This window comes from Fodinibius salsisoli, assembly GCF_026229185.1.
GTDB lineage: Bacteria > Bacteroidota > Rhodothermia > Balneolales > Balneolaceae > Fodinibius > Fodinibius salsisoli.
Map to the genome: position 1 here is coordinate 30,108 of NZ_JAGGJA010000009.1, position 18,678 is coordinate 48,785.

The following is an 18,678-nucleotide window of genomic DNA, read 5'->3' on the forward strand; positions in this document are numbered from 1 at the left end:
ATGGATCGGCTTAGCATGTTTAACATCTAAAAAGGGATTAGCAAGTATTGCGTATTACGTACGCTCCGCAATTTTTGGAAACGGTGCCCAACGGAATACGAAATACGCAAGAATATACAATTAATATTATGTGCCGATGCGGGCCGTAACATATTTACCTTTATTTCTGGTCATTCTGATTCTTGTTCAATGCGACAGGACACAGGAGGATACCATCGATTCGCCATTGCTGCTCCCCGTAGGATTTGAAGCTACGGTTGTTGTGGATAGCCTGCCGGCGGGAGCGCGCCATCTGGCAGTAAATCAAAATGGAGATATCTATGTGAAGTTGAAGTCCTCCGATGCAAGAGGTGGAGTGGTTGCTCTCCGTGATACCAACAATGACGGAGCGGCCGACATTATAGAACAGTTCGGCAATAATGATGGAAATTATGCGGAGACGGGGATAAAAATTCGGGACGGTCACCTTTATTTTAGCTCCAGTCTGGGCGTTTACCGCTACCGTTTAACGCCGGGTGAACTTGTACCCACTGGGAAAATGGACACCATTGTCATTGACGATCATGAGCATGGAGATCATGAGCACAATACCAAACCGATCTCATTTGATGACCGGGGGAATATGTTTATCCCTTTTGGAGCTCCTACTAACGCCTGCCAGGAACCGAAACGCACCCCCGGTGTGCCGGGTATGGATCCCTGCCCTAACCTCGAAGAACATGGTGGAATTTGGCGCTTTGATGCAGATACTAAAAATCAGTTGCAGGCCGATGGAACTCTTTGGTCAACGGGAATACGAAGTGTAGTAGCGATGGATTGGAATCCGAGAGACAAAAATCTATATACGATTATGCACGGCCGGGATGATCTGCAAAGGCTTTTTCCACAAAAATTTACGCTGTGGGAGAGTGCAATGCTTCCTTCTGAGGAATTTATGCAACTCACTGAGGGATCCAATTTTGGATGGCCTTACTGTTACTATGATCAACTGCAGCAAAAGAAAGTGCTGGCACCAGAGTATGGGGGAGATGGCAAAAAGGTGGGGCGGTGCAGTGAATTTGATGACCCCATAATGGGATTTCCGGGCCACTTCGCTCCTAATGCTTTGTTGTTTTATAACGGAAACCAATTTCCCTCGCATTATCAAAACGGGGCTTTTATTGCTTTTCACGGATCAACGATACGCAACCCGTATCCACAAGCGGGATATTTCATTGCTTTTGTGCCTTTTAAGGATGGAGAGCCATCCGGTGAGTGGGAAGTATTTGCCAATGGTTTTGCAGCAGTCGATCCCATCGTGAATGTGAGCGATGCCAAATATCGTCCCTCCGGTTTGGCCCTGGGACCGAATGGCTCACTGTATATTGCCGAAGACCGGGAAGGGAAAATATGGCGTATCACCTATAAGGGAAATAAAGATGATTTTGGGTCCAGGCAGTTGGCCCGGATGGAAGAAGAAAAAAGACAAGCCAGTAACATCCGTCGGCCGGATGCAGAAGAAGATAATCTGCTACGAGGACAATTTACGGGGGGAGAGAAAATTTACCATACCTACTGTGTGACGTGCCACCAGCGTGACGGCCAGGGAGCTCCGGGCCGGTTCCCACCCATAGCAGACACGGAATGGGTGACAGGCGATAAGGAACGATTGATAAAAATTATATTGAATGGATTAGAGGGAAATATTAAAGTTAAGGGTGAGGTATATGACAGCGTCATGCCGCAGCATAGTTTTTTAAGCGATGAGGAGGTCGCCGAAGTGCTCACCTTTATAAGAACAAATTTTAATAACAGTGCGAGCGCTGTCAGCACTGAAGAAGTAAGTGAGGTTCGGAAGAAATTAACCATCAAAAATAACACTAATTAAATACTACATCACTATGCTTAGCAGAAGAAAGATGTTACAGCTCTTGGCCGGAATGCCCCTTTTAGGCGGGCTGGGAGTGTCACGTTTGTTGGAAACAGACCGTGCTTTTCCTGGAATTTCGGAAAGTAAACGAAATCTGTTTAACGAATTGGGAATTGAACCCCTCATCAATGGTCGGGGAACCATAACCGAGCTCTCGGGTTCACTGATGCTGCCGGAAGTGGTTGAAGCTATTGAATCCACTTCGGATACCTTCGCAAACCTGAATGAAGTACAGGATAAGGTAGGGGTGCGCATTGCTGAACTGCTGGAGTGCGAAGGAGCGATGGTGACCTCCGGCGCGGCCGGAGCACTTACCCTGGGTACGGCTGCAACGATTACCGGCATGGATGAGGAGAAAATAACAGTTCTGCCCAATCTGCCGGGTCCCCGTAAGGAGGTGATCATCCAGAAAAAGCACCGCTACCATTACGATCATGCGGTGCGGAATACCGGTGTCAAAATGGTGGAGGTGGAGAGTGCCGAGGAGATGGAAGAGGCCTTTAATGATCAGACGGTGATGACCCTGTTTTTTAATGCCGCAGCCCAGTTCGGGGGATTTGAGCACTCCATCGGGCACGAGGAATTTGTATCTATAAGCAAGAAACATAATATCCCCAGCTTCATAGATGCCGCAGCAGATGTGCCGCCGGTCAAAAACCTCTTTTTGTACAAGGATATGGGATTCGATCTGGTCACCTTTTCCGGCGGAAAAGCCATTCGTGGACCGCAGAGTGCCGGCCTGCTGTTTGGTCGCAAAGACTTGATTGAGGCTGCCAAGCTTAATAACAATCCCCATTCTGATTCCATCGGCCGCGGCATGAAGGTCAATAAGGAGGAAATATTTGGAATGCTGGTGGCGCTTGAATCATATTTAGAACGCGACCATGATGAGCAGTGGGAAGAGTGGGTTGGATGGACAGAGGTAATTGCCGGACAGGCCGAGACCGTGCCAACAGTGCAAGCCGAACGCCATGTAAACTCGGGACCGGCCAATCATTTTCCTGATTTACAGCTAAGCTGGGACCAGGATAGGGTGGCAATTACGCCGGAAGAGGTCGTGAAAGAGCTGGAGGAAGGCTCGCCCAAAATTGTGGTGTCATCCAATAAAAAAGGCTTGTATATCACCGTGGTGATGATGAAACCTAGACAGGTAGACATTGTTGGCCAACGGCTTAAAGAAGTGCTGGAACAGGCCGTTTAAACACAACGAAACGCGTTTAAGGATTAAAAAATAAAAACAATCTCAAACATACCGGTTTGATTGAGCCATATTGATAATCTGTTATCATCCCCCTGTCTGTACACCCCCTTCGAAGGGGGAAATTCATGGTGCTTTTCCGTGAATAGGGGGATATGACAGCACTACCGGTAGCCTGATATCATCATACGCAGAACCAAACTACTGCTTGGTTAAACATAATTTTAACCGCTAAACGTGTTAGATACAATGATTATTCAAAGCTGGAAAAAATGAACATCACGAATAAGCAGAAATATAATACTATCATGGCCCAACCGGTAAATAAAACGATGGTGATATTTCTATTCTTGTTCTTAGCAGTAGGATACATGGGCATGAAACAAAGTCAGCATACCCAACAGGATCTCTATGAGAGCCAACATCTTACCGAGCCGGGAAGTTTCACCTCCGGAGCGGAAGGACCTGCCGTTGATAAAGTTGGTAATCTCTATGCGGTAAACTACCAGCGGCAGCAGACGATAGGCAAAATATATCCGGATGGGACGGCCGAAATTTTTGTTGAACTGCCCGGCGAGAGTATTGGTAACGGCATCCGGTTTAACAGTAAGGGGGATATGCTTATTGCCGACTATGTGAATCATAATATCCTGAAAGTTGATATGGACAGCCGAGAAATAAGCGCTTTTGCCCACAATGCGAAGATGAATCAGCCCAATGATATAGCTATCGGAGCCGATGACCGGCTATATGCCAGCGATCCCAATTGGAGTGAAGAAACCGGGCAGTTATGGCGCATAGATCCCGATGGGCAAACGGTATTGCTTGAGAAAAATATGGGCACAACGAATGGCATAACCGTCAGTCCGGATGAAAAAACGTTGTATGTAAATGAATCGGTCCAGCGCAAAGTATGGGCGTATGATCTGTATTCGGATGGCAATATTAGCAACAAGCGTCTGCTTATCAGCTTTACTGATTATGGGCTGGATGGCATGCGTTGCGATGTGAACGGGAATCTGTATATTACACGACACGGTAAGGGTACGGTGATCAAGGTATCTCCCGGGGGAGAAGTACTCCGGGAAATACCGGCTGCTGAAGGAAAAAATATTACGAATCTGGCATTTGGAGGACCCGATGGACGTACGGTTTATATGACGGTGGCTGATACGGGCAACATTCAATTTTTTCGTGTAGAACAACCGGGAAGAAACTGGAAGCTTATGCAAAAAACTAACAGTTTAGGAAGTTAGTTTGTACTACAATCTTCACAAACAAATACAACATGTTTATCAAAAATGCTGTAAAAGAGATTTTCAATCTCCCTAAGCCCCTCTTACCGCCGGCAGGCGGTTACGGCTCCAAAGCTTGTCCCGAATGCTATCGGGAAGGGAGTATGTAGCGATCGTCCAGATAGAAATACTAAGCAGTCGTATCTATTAATGAGTTCCTCCTTGGCGAAGGAGGACAGGCCCCGTGGAATGCCACTGTGTGGCCTCCCGAGTATCGGGAGATTCTACAAGGGCAGGAGGATTGAAATTATTAAGTCGAATTTGCGAATTATTTTAATAAAGCTACCAATATTAATCGGTAAATGAATCATATATAATCCTAAACTATCAGAATAAATCATTATGGATTTTACAGAAAAAAAACAATCACGACGTTCGATTATAAAATCATTATTTGCAGGAGCGGCCGCCGGTCTTGCAGGGATGTTTGGAGTAGCCCAGGCAGCTCCCTCGAATAAAGGCTCCAAACCTATTAAACGAAACTTGCCGGAAGGTAGTGATGCCAGCCAGGAAGCCCCTTTGTTTTCCAGCTCCGTGACCCACGACGGACTCGTCTACCTGGCCGGTAAAGGGTACCACGAGGAGGGCGATATCAAAAAACATACCGATGAAGTGCTTAAAGCATTGGAAGAAGAGCTCGAAAAAGCCGGCAGTTCTATGGAAAGCGTACTTAAAGTAAATGTGTACCTGGCCGACCTGAACGATTATGATGCGATGAATGAAGTCTACCGGGGACGGTTTGGAGAAAACCCACCGGTTCGAACCACGGTTGCTACCTACGGAGGAGTGCCCGGCGAATCGCTGGTTGAAATTGATTGTATTGCCGTCGTAGAAGAATAGCCTGAGAAATCGAGTGTGCCGTCAGACAGCATGAATTGTCTGACGGTCATCTATAGCTGTAGTACCATGAATAAAAATTTGTTGTTTTGATTGCCTGAATCATAGCTGTTAACCTATACTTATCAAGCCGATGACTACTCAGATATTTTCACGATCCAACCTTATTTCTATATCTGTCTCTCATTTCAAAGGTCTGTATCACCTGCTTTTATCCGTAGTCCTGCTGGTTCTATGCTGCTCTGTTAGTTTCGGGCAGTCGTATGATATGGTCATCAAAGGCGGCCATGTAATTGACCCCAGGAATCAGATCGACGGACCGATGGATATTGCCGTTGTTGGGGATACCATTGCCCGGGTAGCGACGGATATTCCCGCTAATGAAGCAGAGCGGGTGATCGACGCGGAAGGTTTGTATGTAACCCCAGGACTCATTGATATACATACCCATAACTTTTGGGGCACGAAACCGGATGCATATCTGTCCAATAGTTTTGCCAGCCTGCCGCCGGATGGTTTTACGTTCCGCGCGGGTGTGACCACCGTGGTGGATGCAGGCAGTGCCGGATGGAAAAATTTTCGGCTCTTTAAGGAGCATGTTGTCGATAAATCCAAAACAAGAGTTTTAGCCTTCTTAAATATCGTCGGGAGCGGTATGAAGGGTGGTGCTGTAGAGCAGAATATGGTGGATATGAATCCCCGGACCACGGCTATTGTAGCTGGTCAGTATCCCGAGATAGTCGGTATAAAACTCGCCCATTATAACGGGCACGATTTTACACCGGCCGAACGAGCAGTAGAAGCCGGAGAGGAAGCCGACGTGCCCGTCATGGTTGATTTTGGCAGTGCGGATCCACCGCTTTCCATCAAAACTTTGCTGCTGGATGTATTACGGGCCGGTGATATTTATACCCACATGTATGGGGGCGGCAGGGGAAACCGGCAGGCGGTGGTTGATGAAAATGGCCAACTGCGGGATGGCATGCTGGAAGCCCAGGAGAAAGGTCGTATTTTTGACATCGGTCACGGAGGGGGAAGCTTTTTCTACCCGGTGGCCATTCCGGCTTTTGAACAGGGTTTGAAACCCAATACCATCAGTACGGATTTGCATACTGGAAGCATGAACGGAGGGATGAAGAATATGCTGAACGTGGTATCGAAAATGATGGATATGGGCATGTCTCTGCAGGAAGTGATCTTGACTTCTACCTGGAAGCCGGCCCAAGTGATCCAGCGTGAAGAGCTGGGGCACTTAAGCGAAGGGGCAGTGGCCGATATCGCCATCTTCACTATGCGAGAGGGAGATTTTGGATTCCTGGATTCCGATGAGCTTCTGAAGTCCGGAGCTACGCAGAAACTGGAAACAGAAGTGACTATCCGGGCCGGAGAGGTAGTCTATGACCTGAACGGGCTAGCGGCTCCACAATGGAATGACGAGAAGCAATAAGAGTGACAGTGGTGTTGACCAGTTGAAAGTGGTGTTGTTGCACTTGTCACTTGAACACGGCTTTAATATTACCCGGCTAATTGGGGAGAGGCCACAGTGGTGTCATTGGCAGCCATTTGTTATATAAGGGGCGGTTATGTAAAGTAGCGGTCGTCAGTAACAGGTTAAATAGGATGTATGGAAATAATAAGGCGTGAGGACTGCCTGCCCCGTCCCACGGGGTCTGCTTGACATTTTCCTTTTTAAAGGGGTTAGGGTGCCGGTTAAACATTATAAAAAGCTTCTTTGACTGGTTTTACTGAGTTAACAAACTCTTCTAAAATTATTAAAGAATTTTCTAGTAGATCTTCATCTCTTGCCAAGTCACTGACTTCCTCTTTAACATATTTACCACCATGAAATAAATTATTCCTGACTACACAAATTATGTCAATTAAGTTTTCAGGAGAATTTTCTTCAGTAAAACTAGCATCTCTAAATTCTAATCCATCGGAAGTTTCTTCAATCTTTCTGGGAGGTTTATCGGTTAGATAATCTGCAGCTTTTTTTAATTTTTTATTCTTTGATGCATCAAAAATAGGCTTAATACTTTTTTTGAATTCACTCCAATCTGCTTCGACATAGCCTTCATCTTTACGAAACTGGGGTGTTTTTTTGAGTGCATATTCTAAACGGGAATAAAAAACAAAGAAATCAAATACGATTTCTCTATCCGAAATTGAAAGAGTTTTTAAAACTTTATCACTGAACATATTGAACTAAATAGGCAGCCTAACTTAAATTTAGCCAAAATTTATTCTATTGAATGATTTATAACTTCTTTGAGCCTTTTCATAGCACTTCCCAAATCATCTAAGTCATATACAACGGTGAAATGATGATTAATATCAAAATGGGTTTCCTTGTTATCAAAGTGATCTTTTTCACACAGATAAATAACGGTTTTGTTTGATCCTTCAGCATACCCTGCTTCCCAGTAAGCACCTAGATTATCATTAGTAACGTCTGCTAAAATAAATTTCGATGCTTCAATTTCACGTCGTATTCTGTCATCAATTGACCCAGCTTTGGGATATTTATCTAACCTTAGTAAATCATAACCACACTCCTCAACTGTAGGTAAAAGATAATCTTCAAAAACTTTATCCAAAGTCGGATTACCAAACTCCATTGCCATAAAGGCGAAATTTGATTTAGTCTTATTTTTATCTTCGGAATTGATGGTTTCTACATAATCCCATCCCAACCTTGTCAATTGTATCCATCCATTATCTCTTATTGTCGGACCGGCAGCAGATTTCATTGGTACATTACTATTTACCAGATCCTCTTTTTTTAATTCTTCGATCAGATAAATCAACTCTTCATTATTTATGGCACCAATATTTGAGAGGATCTTTCCTGATGAGTCAACCTTAAACTTAGATGAAGGATTAGAAATTGTATCTGATAAGTATTTAATTAAATTATCAACTTTCTCTGATACGGTGGGTAATTCATTATTATTTAAAATACTGTCTATCATATTAGACTCTAGATATGGCCCTGCTTCATTTTCAGTTTCTTGATGTTTAATCCAATAACTAATTAAAGCTCTTTCTTTCTCATTCATCTTAGGAAAAGACCACTCATTTTCTTTGACAAATCTACCACAACGAATACAGTTAACTAAAAGAAGTCTTCCGTAATCCTTTTCTTTTGTGGAGGCATCTGATGAACAAATAGGACAAGTATTCATAAACTAGTGAATGGTTTTCAATTTTGGCTAACGACATGGCGCATAAGCTGCAGGCGCCAAGGTATTTAAAGTGTTTACAGATGAAAGGTTAACTATAAAAAGAGAGGTTGGCAAGGAACAGGCGAGGCCTGTCCGCTTAATGCGCTGGTTAGGTGCCTGACCAAAATTTACGATTCGAGCACTTTCTCTGGATGTTTGGCTAATTCTGGAAACTCCCGCAGAAGTTGTTTATCCATGGTGATTAATTCGAGATCTAGATCCTTGGCTAAGCTTACGAATTCACAATCGTAGGATGAACAACTCGATTGGCTGACATGATGCAGAACTTGGACTGAATTCACCTGAAACTGTTGGTCTTTCATTTGAAGTTCAGCCTTCTCCATAATCAACAAAGCTTCTGCTAAATCGATCAGCTCTTTTCTTAAGTACAGCGTTACAACATTTCGAAATTCACTTCGCCAAAGAATAGGAGCCACCCATTGTGGATCTTTTTGATAAAGCTCGTCACAAAGTTCTGTTGAATCTGATGGAAGCCAAAAGTGAGCAAGAATATTAGTATCGACAACAATCATGGACGCCCTTGATTAATCGCGGATTCAATCTCTTCGGAAGATAGGCTCCCTTTTGCTTTTTTTCGCAATCGACGTGCTTCTTGTAATATATCGTCAGTAGAAACCTGTTGAGATTTGACGGTTTGCTCTAAACAAGCAATGATTTCACTGTTGATACTACGATGATGAGCGTTGGCCTGCTCACGGACTCGATCGTAAATTTCTTCTGGGATGTTTTTTACTGTGATACTAGGCATAACATATTGGTTTCGTTATGGTTTCTATATGAAACTAAAAAGGGTAGGGGATTATTGCAAGAAAAATGAAGGTACCTAACCTAAGCTTATTCATATGGTTTCTATGGTACGCATCGAATGGATAACATTCAAGAAGTGGGGCTATGGTACATAACAGCAGCTAAAAGTCATATTATTTGTAATCAAGAGAAGCTCACAATACAGATAATGTCGATGAATAAAATAGTTTATCTGTATTGAAGCCGGGTAATTGCTGACCTGGTATCCATTACATGTATTCAAAATAGGGTACCCTAAATAGCTACGGTTTTCTGAATTCGAAATGGGTGGCTGCGGGTCTCTATTGCGGTTGTGAATACAATGCCCCAATTTCGGTACAGTTAATAAATAATAGAGGCCTTTGCAAAAGCCTGCCCCGACCCTTTCGGGGATGGGATAGTTTTTAAAGCTCTCGTTTTATTTGTTCGTTATCCTGAACACCTTGAGTTTCTTATTATTGCGGGCAGTTATAATCAGTGTTTCGTCGGCAGCATTTTTTAGCGCACGGATAGCTCTAATTTCACCATCAGCTTTAAAGCCACTTTTTTGTACAGGAAGGGTTTGGAAATGCCGTGTTGAATCTTGTTTCAATACAGTGCCATAACCGGCATCATAAGGACCCGCCTGGGGTTTAACTTCATGCAAATTGCCCCCCAACAGAAGGTCCTGTTTTTTATCCCCATTCAGATCCTGGGCGAGCAGACTATAGGTGGGCATCCACTGGGCTTGCATGGGTAGTGGTTCAACAGTGAACCGACCGTTACCGTCATTCCACCCAACGCTGCTGGCTAACATCGTAGTTTGTAATCGAGTGCTGGAACTCAGTTGTTGCTCGTCAAAAAGATCCTGCATCGTTTGCTGGCCATAGGTATGGTAGTTTTCAGAACGGGAGGACAGCATGGGCAGCTGGTGGACTAAATCGTGATATTGTGGCCAGGGATACGAATTTTCCCCTTTGGAAGAGGTAAATATTTGCTCCACCTCGCCATTTTCATCAAAGTCATTGACCCACAGTTCAACGGGGCTTTGAGGGGAAGCCTTGAATCGCGAATTCAACCCATGATTACCGGCTACCCAATCCAGGTCGCCATCTCCATCCAGGTCCGTCAGTATAAGCGACTGCCACCAGCCGTTTGTGGAATCTAACCCGGCTTCCTGATTTACGGGCGTAAAGGATGCGTTATCATTTTGGAGCAGGGTAACCGGCATCCATTCTCCGGCAACGAGCAGATCCATATCCTTGTCGTTATCCGCATCGCCCCATGCCGCGTCGGTAATGAGTCCGCTACCTATAGGGTTTGGCATTTTTTCTTGGGTCACATCTGTAAATAAGCCTGACCCGTCGTTTCTCAGTAGAAAGCTTGGTGCGGGTAATCCATAGGCGCCCGGCTGCATCCTGATGCCGATGAAGAGATCCGTATCACCGTCGCCATCAAAATCTCCGGGAGCAACCGTACCGGTTGGATTATTGAAATGGTGTTGCCCCGGCAGAGAGGTATTGCTTTTGCTCAGTTGCCCGGACCCATCATTTAGGTATAACCGGTCAGCGAGGGCCGTATCTCCTGTAGTAAATGCTGAACCTCCGCTTGCAACATATAAATCGGTGGCTCCATCACCATTAGCATCGAAGAAGGCACAATCGGTGTCTTCACTTTTTGCATCAGCGTTTAGAATTTCCTTATTCGACGACCTAAAACGACCATCTGTTGTTTGCATGAAGAGTACTCCCGGTTGATCTTTAGCTCCACCCACAAAGAAATCCTGTAGGCCATCCCCGTTTAGGTCGGCCGTACACAGCGGAGGACCTTCGGCAGACCGCGCTTGAAACAGCAGGGGCTGGTCGGAAAAATCCAGGTAGTCATTTTCTGTATGTTCCCAACTTAGACCAATCCTTTCGGTTATCTCTTCCATGATTGGAGATATATCCCCTGATGATGACAAGGACTGTTGCAGCCATTGCCTGTTCCAGCTGGTATCGGCGCGCGCATCAGGTTGTTTAAGCGTTAGCAGGTCATTTGGCTTGAGATTAGTTTCTCGGGAAAGCTCACCATTGGGCCACCGAACCCAAAGCGTATCAATGTGATCGGCAGAACCCAATCCAAAATAGAGCCGTTGATCTACCGTTGACTGAAATCCCCGGATGGGCATTTGCTCGGCATACCAGCGTTGGCCGTTTGCAACGACTGTTACCTGGGCCCCAACAGCCGAAGTGTTGGGTGCTTTCCCATCGAAAGCCAGCTGTAGCCAATTTCTTTCCGGATATTTTTCGTGGCTCCTGTTTTTATAGACAAACGATTCCATGTTGACATTATTGACAACCAGATCCTGGTCGCCGTCATTGTCAAGGTCGCCGTAGGCGGCACCATTGGAAAACCCGTCTTCTGCAAGTCCCCATGCCCGGGCTGTATTGCTAAATTGTAAATCTCCCTCATTTTTAAATAGATAGTTCGGAACGGGCGTAGAGGGCATCATGTCAATCAGTTTCAGGTAATCGGCCTGATTATTCCTGAAGACTTGTTTTCGAACTTCAGAGCTGCTCACTTTCCGCATATGGTCTTTATCGGTTATATCTTTGTAGATGCCATTCGGTACAAAGATGTCACGCTCCCCATCCATATCGAAATCGGTGATGAGGGCACCCCAGCTCCAATCCGTAGCTTCAACACCGGCATATCGACCGATTTCACTGAAGGTCCCATTGCCGTTATTAAACTGCAGGACATTACGGGTAAACTGGTGGTAGTATCCGTGTTGAATCTCAAATTGATACTGCTCCCAATCGGCAAAAGAGGTAATGGCCTTTTGCCTTTCCTGGGTTTCGGGCAGCATGTCGGTCACAAAAATTTCCGGCCGGCCATCGTGGTTTAAATCCGCGATGTCTCCGCCCATAGAGGTCGTGCTGATTCCATTCATTTGCTCTTCCAGTACTTCACTAAACGTACCATCCCGGTTATTGAGGTAAAAGTAGTCTCGTTCAAAGAAATCGTTAGAGATAAACATATCCTGCCAGCCATCCCGGTTAACATCCGCAACCGATACTCCCAGCCCAAACCCGATTTCGCTGCTGTATATGCCGGCTTCTTCTGTGACATCCGTAAAAGTAGGGCCATCATGGGACGCGCTGGATGAGGAATCAGAGATAAGTTCATTCCGGTAGAACCGGTCACCGCCCATAAAGTGGGTTTGATCCCGCTGGTTATGCCGTAGGTCAAAACTGCCGATAGAGCGAAAAGTATAATTCATGAGATACATATCCAGGTCGCCATCCTTGTCATAGTCAAAGAAAGAGGCATGGATTGAAAGACCGTTATCAGCCAGCCCGTACTCTTCGGCACGCTCGGTGAAAGTCGAGTCGCCATTATTGATAAATAGTTCATTTTTGCGGTCGCTGCCCCGTATTTCACCGGCATTGCAGACATAGATATCCAGCCAGCCATCTCCATTCACGTCGGCAACACTGACCCCGGTTGACCAGCTTTTTTCCCCGCCGACCCCTGCTTTTTGGGTTATGTCATTGAAGGTAAAGTTTCCCTCGTTAAGGTAGAGTTTATTTTTCTTTTGATTGGCCGTCAGGTATATGTCGAGCCGTCCGTCATTATTGAAATCACCGAGACCGACCCCTCCACCTGAATAAAAATTAGCGTAGGTGTAGATGTTGAAGTCATTTGTAGAGGTCAGTTCATTGGTAAAGGAAATATTTGATGAGGAAGAGGGGATGCGTTCAAAAAGAGTATCTTTCGAAGGGGAAGTATCAGAAGAGCAGGAGCTTAGGCTCATTGCAAAGATTATCCAGATACCCAGAAATAAATGCCGCTGAATCATGCCAATACATTTTTTCATTGCTATTCTTTAGACCTCATAATCAACGCCTTATGCTGTTAATCCGCTTTGATTTTTAAAGATGATCTGACTTCTGTAGTCTTTTAAGTGACCCCTTTTTATTTTTCCCCTGCAAGCAGGGGAAAAGACGCCTACATCGGCCGTCGGGAGAACAATAACGTTCCTCTCTCTCCCGAGAATTCGGGATTAGGGAGAGGGCATAGCCTGTACCGACCGCCGTCGGTAAGTGGGTCAACCAACATCTGACATGCTCAATGCGGGTTGTTTTTTATAGAGGTCTGGCAAAACCACTACATCCCCGAAAATGATCGGGGCAGGCTTTGTCATTCTGATCCCGATAGCATTCGGGACAGAATCTCATAGGTATTTGTTAGCAGTTAAACGAAGATCCTGAACTAAATTCAGGATGACAAGTCAAGTTTTGCAAAGACCTCTTATAATTAACCGCACAACGGGTTATCATAATCATCCTTATTGATTATCTATTTAAGCATAACTCCATAGTAGTTCAACCTGAAAGCCACAAATTTGGATCATTGAGATTCATTTTAGTAAGGACCTTTGCAAAACCATCTCCCGGAAGCAGCTGGCTGAAAGGTGGGGGGGGGGGACCTTCAGATGCTATGAGAGTCGCTACCGGGAGATTCCCCGGTTTCGCTCCGCTTCACTCGGAATGACACTGCGAATACCCCTTCTAAACCAACGCTCCGTCATTCTGAGGGGAATGCTTCCGAAGGCTTTCGGAAGAATGGACTCGAAGAATCTCCTTACAACAGTTGGCTAATGGAAAAGGGGAACCTTCTCCGCCAGCTCCATGGAATGGAGCTCAATTCCACAGGGCCAGCTGGCGGACAGGATGACAGCCCGGTTTTGCAAAGCCCCCGTGTAAAAAATAGTTAAGGAAAACGGTTGATTTTCTGATGAAGAAATATCATCCTTCCAACAGCAAGAATAAGCAAATTATATCTTAGGGGGATATCGCTTATGGTCAAATAAACAATCTGCGATCAGAATTAGATTATGAACATTTCGCTATTTATTACGTGCTTCAATGACACGCTGTATCCCAACACAGGGAAGGCGATGGTAAAGGTCTTAGAACGATTGGGGCACAGTGTGATATTTCCCTTCGAGCAAACGTGTTGTGGACAAATGCATTACAACACGGGCTACCAGGAAGAAACCATTCCGCTGGTTAGAAAATTTGTTGATGTTTTTAAAGATGCTGAAGCGGTCGTAGCTCCGTCTGCTTCTTGTGTAGGTATGGTGAAGGAATTTTATCCGCAGGTGGCACAGCGAGCACAGGATCCACAGCTTGCCAAAGCAGTTGATGACTTGCTTCCTCGTGTTTTTGAGTTGTCCCAGTTTTTAGTTGACGAACTGGGTGTCGAAGATGTGGGGGCTTACTACCCGCACCGGGTTACCTATCATCCCACCTGTCATTCCCTTCGTATGCTGGAAGTAGGCGATGCCCCGCTTAGGTTGTTACGCAATGTGGAAGGCATCGATCTGGTTGAGCTTCCGGATGCCGAGGAGTGCTGTGGATTTGGCGGGACCTTTGCCGTCAAGAATGCGGATACTTCGGTGGCGATGATGGGGGACAAAATCAAGAATATTAAAAGTACCGATGCCGAGGTTTGTACCGCTGCTGATAATTCGTGTCTCATGCATATCGGTGGAGGTCTGCATCGCCAGCGGGGTGGAGTCGAGGCCGTTCATTTAGCTGAAATTTTAGCGTCAACGGAAGAACAGCCATTATGAGCAAACAACAGACTCCAACCTTTCAAGAAACGGCCGCTTCTTATCTCGATGATACCCAGCTGCGCCGCAACATCGGTCATGCTACTCAGACCATACGCGGCAAGCGTAAAGGGGTGGTACAGGAAATGCCGGACTGGGAAGCCCTGCGCGAGGCCGGCCGAGCGTTGAAGACCAAAACCATGCGACATCTCGATGACTATCTGCTCCAACTGGAAGAATCTGTGCAAGAGGCCGGCGGGACCGTTCATTGGGCAAGAGATGCCGAAGAGGCAAACCGGATTATCGTTGATTTGGTGAAGCAAGAACAGGTTAAGGAAGCGGTGAAAGTTAAGTCAATTACGACGGACGAGATCGGCCTGAATAAAGCACTGGCCGCCGAGGGGATCCAGGCATTGGAAACCGATCTGGCAGAATTGATTGTCCAGCTAGCCGAAGATGAACCCTCCCACATCCTGGTACCGGCCATCCACAAGAACAGGGCCGAAATTAAAGCACTCTTTAAGGAGAAACTGGATGCGGATGAACTTACCGATCGGCCGGAGGATTTGGCAGAGGCGGCCCGGCTGTATCTGAGGAAGAAATTTTTAAATGCAAAAGTGGGCATCAGTGGAGCGAATTTTGGAGTGGCCGAAACGGGCACGGTCTCAGTTGTGGAATCCGAAGGCAATGGCCGCATGTGTACCACCTTGCCCGACACCTTAATTACGTTGATGGGCATTGAAAAGGTGGTGCCCAAATGGAAGGATTTGGAAGTGTTTATGCAGCTGCTGCCTCGTTCGGCTACCGCCGAGCGAATGAATCCCTACAACTCATTCTGGACGGGCACCACTGAGAATGATGGTCCGCAAAATTTTCACTTGGTACTGTTGGATAATGGACGGACGAAAGTACTGGCCGATGAAATGGGACGACAGACCTTAAACTGTATCCGCTGCAGTGCCTGCCTGAATGTGTGTCCTGTATATGAACGGACCGGGGGACATGCTTACCATTCGGTCTATCCGGGACCCATAGGGGCTATTTTGACGCCTCAATTGAAAGGACTGGAGGATGAAGGAGCGGCTTCGTTACCCTATGCATCCAGTTTGTGCGGGGCTTGCTATGAAGTCTGCCCGGTTAAGATTAATATTCCGGAAGTGCTGGTCCACCTCCGGGGCAAAGTGATTGACAAAAAGAAGAAGGAGGGTAGCTTGAGAGATAAGCTGGAGCCCGAGCATGTGGGTATGAAGATCTTGAGCCGCGCCTTTAGCAATGCCAAACGTTATGAGCGGGCTCAGAAAATAGCCCGAACCGGCCAGGGCCTTTTTGCCAGGGATGGCATGATTTCCAGTCTGCCGGGCTATCTGTCCAAATGGACTTCAACTCGTGATTTAAAAGCAATTCCTGATCAAACATTTAGAGAATGGTGGAGGCAGCGTGATGAGTAACGCAAAAGAAGCAATTTTAGGTCGAATTCGCGAGGCGCTCACAGATGTGCCGGAGGATGAAAACCTCCAAACCCAGCGAAACTATCGCCAGGAAGGAACACTTGGCAGGCAACAGGTTGTAGATCTGTTTGCGGAGCGAGTGGCCGAATACAAGGCAAAAGTGAGCCGTATTCCGAGGGAAGAGAAGATAACGGCAAGTATCCGGGATGCCTGCCATCAGCGGGCAGTCGAAAAATTAGTAATCCCCGAAGGGTTTCCATCAGATTGGCTACCCGAAGGATTTACTTTTATTCGGGACTCGGCGGATGACCTTGTGTCTCATCATGAGCTCGATCAGACAGATGGAGTGGTTACTACCTGTGCGTTAGGGGTAGCCGAAACGGGTACGATTATCCTGGATGCCGGTGCTGGACAGGGGCGGCGAGCCCTCACGCTTATTCCCGACTATCATCTGTGTATCGTCCGCGAAGAGCAAATTGTTGAACTCATACCGGAGGCCTTTGATCATTTTGAGCAAAAAGTTTCTCAGGAAGGAGCCCCGATTACCATGATTTCCGGTCCATCAGCCACATCGGATATCGAGCTCAATCGCGTTGAAGGAGTTCACGGTCCCCGTATATTGGATGTGTTGATTATTGGTAATGAGTAAAAGCCCATCCAGAACATTTTTCAACTCACCATACAGCAGTAAATATGTCTCTCTTTTATAGTGTAAGAAAATGGTCCCTTTTATTGGTAGCTGGCTTCCTGTTGGTTGGTTTATATGCCTGCCAAAATCAGAATAAAAATAGTGCAAGCGACAACATCAACTTGGATCTGCCTACCAAAAGCCAGGTAGGAGCCGAAAACTTACCCGATACCATTGCCCCGGTAAACGCTCCATTTGCATTTCCGAATTTAGAAAAACCGACTTTCCCGGATGATACGGTACGCATCACAGAAAAAGGGGCTGAGCAAAACTCGAACGTTCGAACCATAATCAATGAGGCCATAGCAGAAGTAAGTCAACAGGGTGGCGGGGTTGTGGTCATACCGTCGGGGGATTGGCACACCGGTCGTATCGAGTTAAAATCCAATGTCAATTTACACATTGAAAAGGGGGCAAAAGTACATTTTAGCGGAAAGATTAAGGATTATTTGCCGGCTGTATTTACCCGGAACGAAGGGATTGAATTGTATTCATTGGGGGCCTGTATTTATGCGAATGAACAGGAAAATATTGCCATTACGGGCGGAGGTACATTGATAGGTCCTCCTGACAGTGCCGAAGTACGAAAGAAAATTATGAACGAGGATGTTATTGAAAATGTGGTTCCGCACGATATGCCGGTAGAAGAGCGTGTGTACAACGGCGAAGAACAGGATTGGATCTTTCCCCCTACTTTTATATCTCCGACGAACAGCAAGAATATTTTGATTGAAGGCATAACCCTGAATCACAGTATATTCTGGAATATTGTCCCCGTTTACTCCGAGAATATTATTATCAGGGGTATCACTGTAAACTCGGTGGGAGTTGCCCGGGGAGACGGTATCGATATAGAATCCTCCAGAAATGTCCTTATTGAATATTCTACCCTAAATACCGGGGACGACTGTTTTACGATGAAGGCCGGTCGCGGTAAAGACGGCCTGCGCGTTAACAAGCCCACCGAAAATGTAGTCGTCAGGCATTCTCTCGCCAAGAAAGGACATGGAGGTATCACCATCGGAAGCGAGACGGCGGGTACCATTCGTAACCTGTATATTCATGATTCAGTATTTAATAACACCTGTGTTGGGATACGGTTTAAAACAAGGCGTCCACGGGGTGGTGGCGGTGAAAATTTATACTACGAACGCCTTCGCATGAATTTGAACTGCACGGTAATCAAATGGGATATGCTGGGTCAGCCCAAATATGTGGGTGAGCTGGCCGAACGATTACCCCCTCGTCCGGTAACAGAAATTACGCCTGTTTACCGGAATATTAGAATAAAGGACATTATTGTTGAAGACGGGGATCATTTTGTCAAAGCGTACGGTATCCCGGAATCTCCCCTTGAAAATGTGGTCATCGAGAATGGTATAGTGAACAGTAAGCAGCTCATACGCCTTCACGATACGAAAAACATAACACTCAAAGACTTAGAGATACAGGCTTCCGATTCCCTGATCGAGTTATTAAACAGCCAGAATATTCAATTCAATAATATTGATTTTGACGTACCAGGCGAGCAAATTTATACAGAATTTAAGGCTGAAGATTCTGATAGTATCTTTTTTAATGATTCAAACCCTCAGCAACCCACTGGATGGGAAGCAACCGAATGGGTTCAGGAATGAGAAGGGGGTTAAAAGGTAATTGATTCTGAGGATTGCAAAATTTGAGTTATTTGG

The 18,678-nt window shown here is 45.9% G+C and carries 14 protein-coding genes; 9 read left to right on the forward strand and 5 right to left on the reverse strand.

All coding sequences use genetic code 11. The annotated features are described in order from the left end of the window. Nucleotides 1-136 precede the first annotated feature (136 nt). From J6I44_RS13695 to J6I44_RS13715, 5 genes are all read left to right on the forward strand, one after another. Nucleotides 137-1,867 (forward strand): PQQ-dependent sugar dehydrogenase, encoded by a 1,731-nt coding sequence (locus J6I44_RS13695; RefSeq protein WP_265766713.1) that lies wholly within the window; start codon nucleotides 137-139, stop codon nucleotides 1,865-1,867. 13 nt (nucleotides 1,868-1,880) lie between these two features. Continuing rightward, complete coding sequence (locus J6I44_RS13700) at nucleotides 1,881-3,110, forward strand: aminotransferase class V-fold PLP-dependent enzyme (protein WP_265766714.1); 1,230 nt, start codon at nucleotides 1,881-1,883, stop codon at nucleotides 3,108-3,110. Between the two features lie 374 nt (nucleotides 3,111-3,484). Next, complete coding sequence (locus J6I44_RS13705; RefSeq protein ID WP_350356710.1) at nucleotides 3,485-4,363, forward strand: SMP-30/gluconolactonase/LRE family protein; 879 nt, start codon at nucleotides 3,485-3,487, stop codon at nucleotides 4,361-4,363. A 381-nt stretch (nucleotides 4,364-4,744) separates the two neighbouring features. Continuing rightward, the gene (locus J6I44_RS13710; RefSeq protein ID WP_265766716.1) at nucleotides 4,745-5,242 is read left to right on the forward strand and encodes a RidA family protein; all 498 of its coding nucleotides are present in this window, start codon (nucleotides 4,745-4,747) and stop codon (nucleotides 5,240-5,242) included. Between the two features lie 130 nt (nucleotides 5,243-5,372). Further along, on the forward strand, nucleotides 5,373-6,686 hold the full coding sequence (locus tag J6I44_RS13715; protein ID WP_265766717.1) for an amidohydrolase/deacetylase family metallohydrolase: 1,314 nt from the start codon (nucleotides 5,373-5,375) through the stop codon (nucleotides 6,684-6,686). Between the two features lie 263 nt (nucleotides 6,687-6,949). Here J6I44_RS13715 and J6I44_RS13720 read toward each other — a convergent pair whose 3' ends face one another. The 5 genes from J6I44_RS13720 to J6I44_RS13740 form a co-directional block, all read right to left on the reverse strand. Further along, on the reverse strand, nucleotides 6,950-7,438 hold the full coding sequence (locus tag J6I44_RS13720) for a hypothetical protein (RefSeq protein ID WP_265766718.1): 489 nt from the start codon (nucleotides 7,436-7,438) through the stop codon (nucleotides 6,950-6,952). 41 nt (nucleotides 7,439-7,479) lie between these two features. After that, on the reverse strand, nucleotides 7,480-8,424 hold the full coding sequence (locus J6I44_RS13725; protein ID WP_265766719.1) for a hypothetical protein: 945 nt from the start codon (nucleotides 8,422-8,424) through the stop codon (nucleotides 7,480-7,482). 167 nt (nucleotides 8,425-8,591) lie between these two features. After that, entirely contained in the window at nucleotides 8,592-8,996 is a 405-nt protein-coding gene (locus tag J6I44_RS13730) for a type II toxin-antitoxin system VapC family toxin (RefSeq protein WP_265766720.1), read from the reverse strand. Next, on the reverse strand, nucleotides 8,993-9,232 hold the full coding sequence (locus tag J6I44_RS13735) for a FitA-like ribbon-helix-helix domain-containing protein (RefSeq protein ID WP_265766721.1): 240 nt from the start codon (nucleotides 9,230-9,232) through the stop codon (nucleotides 8,993-8,995). Before J6I44_RS13735 ends, J6I44_RS13730 begins: the two co-directional genes overlap by 4 nt. A 456-nt stretch (nucleotides 9,233-9,688) precedes the next feature. Then, nucleotides 9,689-13,111: a VCBS repeat-containing protein gene (locus J6I44_RS13740; protein ID WP_265766722.1), complete on the reverse strand. Its 3,423-nt coding sequence runs from the start codon at nucleotides 13,109-13,111 to the stop codon at nucleotides 9,689-9,691. A gap of 1,020 nt (nucleotides 13,112-14,131) precedes the next feature. Between J6I44_RS13740 and J6I44_RS13745 the strand changes: the two genes are divergently transcribed. From J6I44_RS13745 to J6I44_RS13760, 4 genes are read left to right on the forward strand one after another with little or no spacing between them, the layout of a single operon-like run. Beyond that, a complete protein-coding gene (locus tag J6I44_RS13745; RefSeq protein WP_265766723.1) occupies nucleotides 14,132-14,872 on the forward strand; it encodes a (Fe-S)-binding protein in 741 nt (246 codons plus the stop codon). Then, nucleotides 14,869-16,299 carry a LutB/LldF family L-lactate oxidation iron-sulfur protein gene (locus J6I44_RS13750; protein WP_265766724.1) on the forward strand — a complete coding sequence of 477 codons (1,431 nt, stop codon included), beginning with the start codon at nucleotides 14,869-14,871 and terminating at the stop codon, nucleotides 16,297-16,299. The genes J6I44_RS13745 and J6I44_RS13750 overlap by 4 nt, the downstream gene beginning before the upstream one ends. Next, the gene (locus J6I44_RS13755) at nucleotides 16,292-16,948 is read left to right on the forward strand and encodes a LutC/YkgG family protein (protein ID WP_265766725.1); all 657 of its coding nucleotides are present in this window, start codon (nucleotides 16,292-16,294) and stop codon (nucleotides 16,946-16,948) included. The genes J6I44_RS13750 and J6I44_RS13755 overlap by 8 nt, the downstream gene beginning before the upstream one ends. 44 nt (nucleotides 16,949-16,992) lie before the next feature. After that, nucleotides 16,993-18,624: a glycoside hydrolase family 28 protein gene (locus tag J6I44_RS13760; RefSeq protein WP_265766726.1), complete on the forward strand. Its 1,632-nt coding sequence runs from the start codon at nucleotides 16,993-16,995 to the stop codon at nucleotides 18,622-18,624. Nucleotides 18,625-18,678 lie beyond the last annotated feature (54 nt).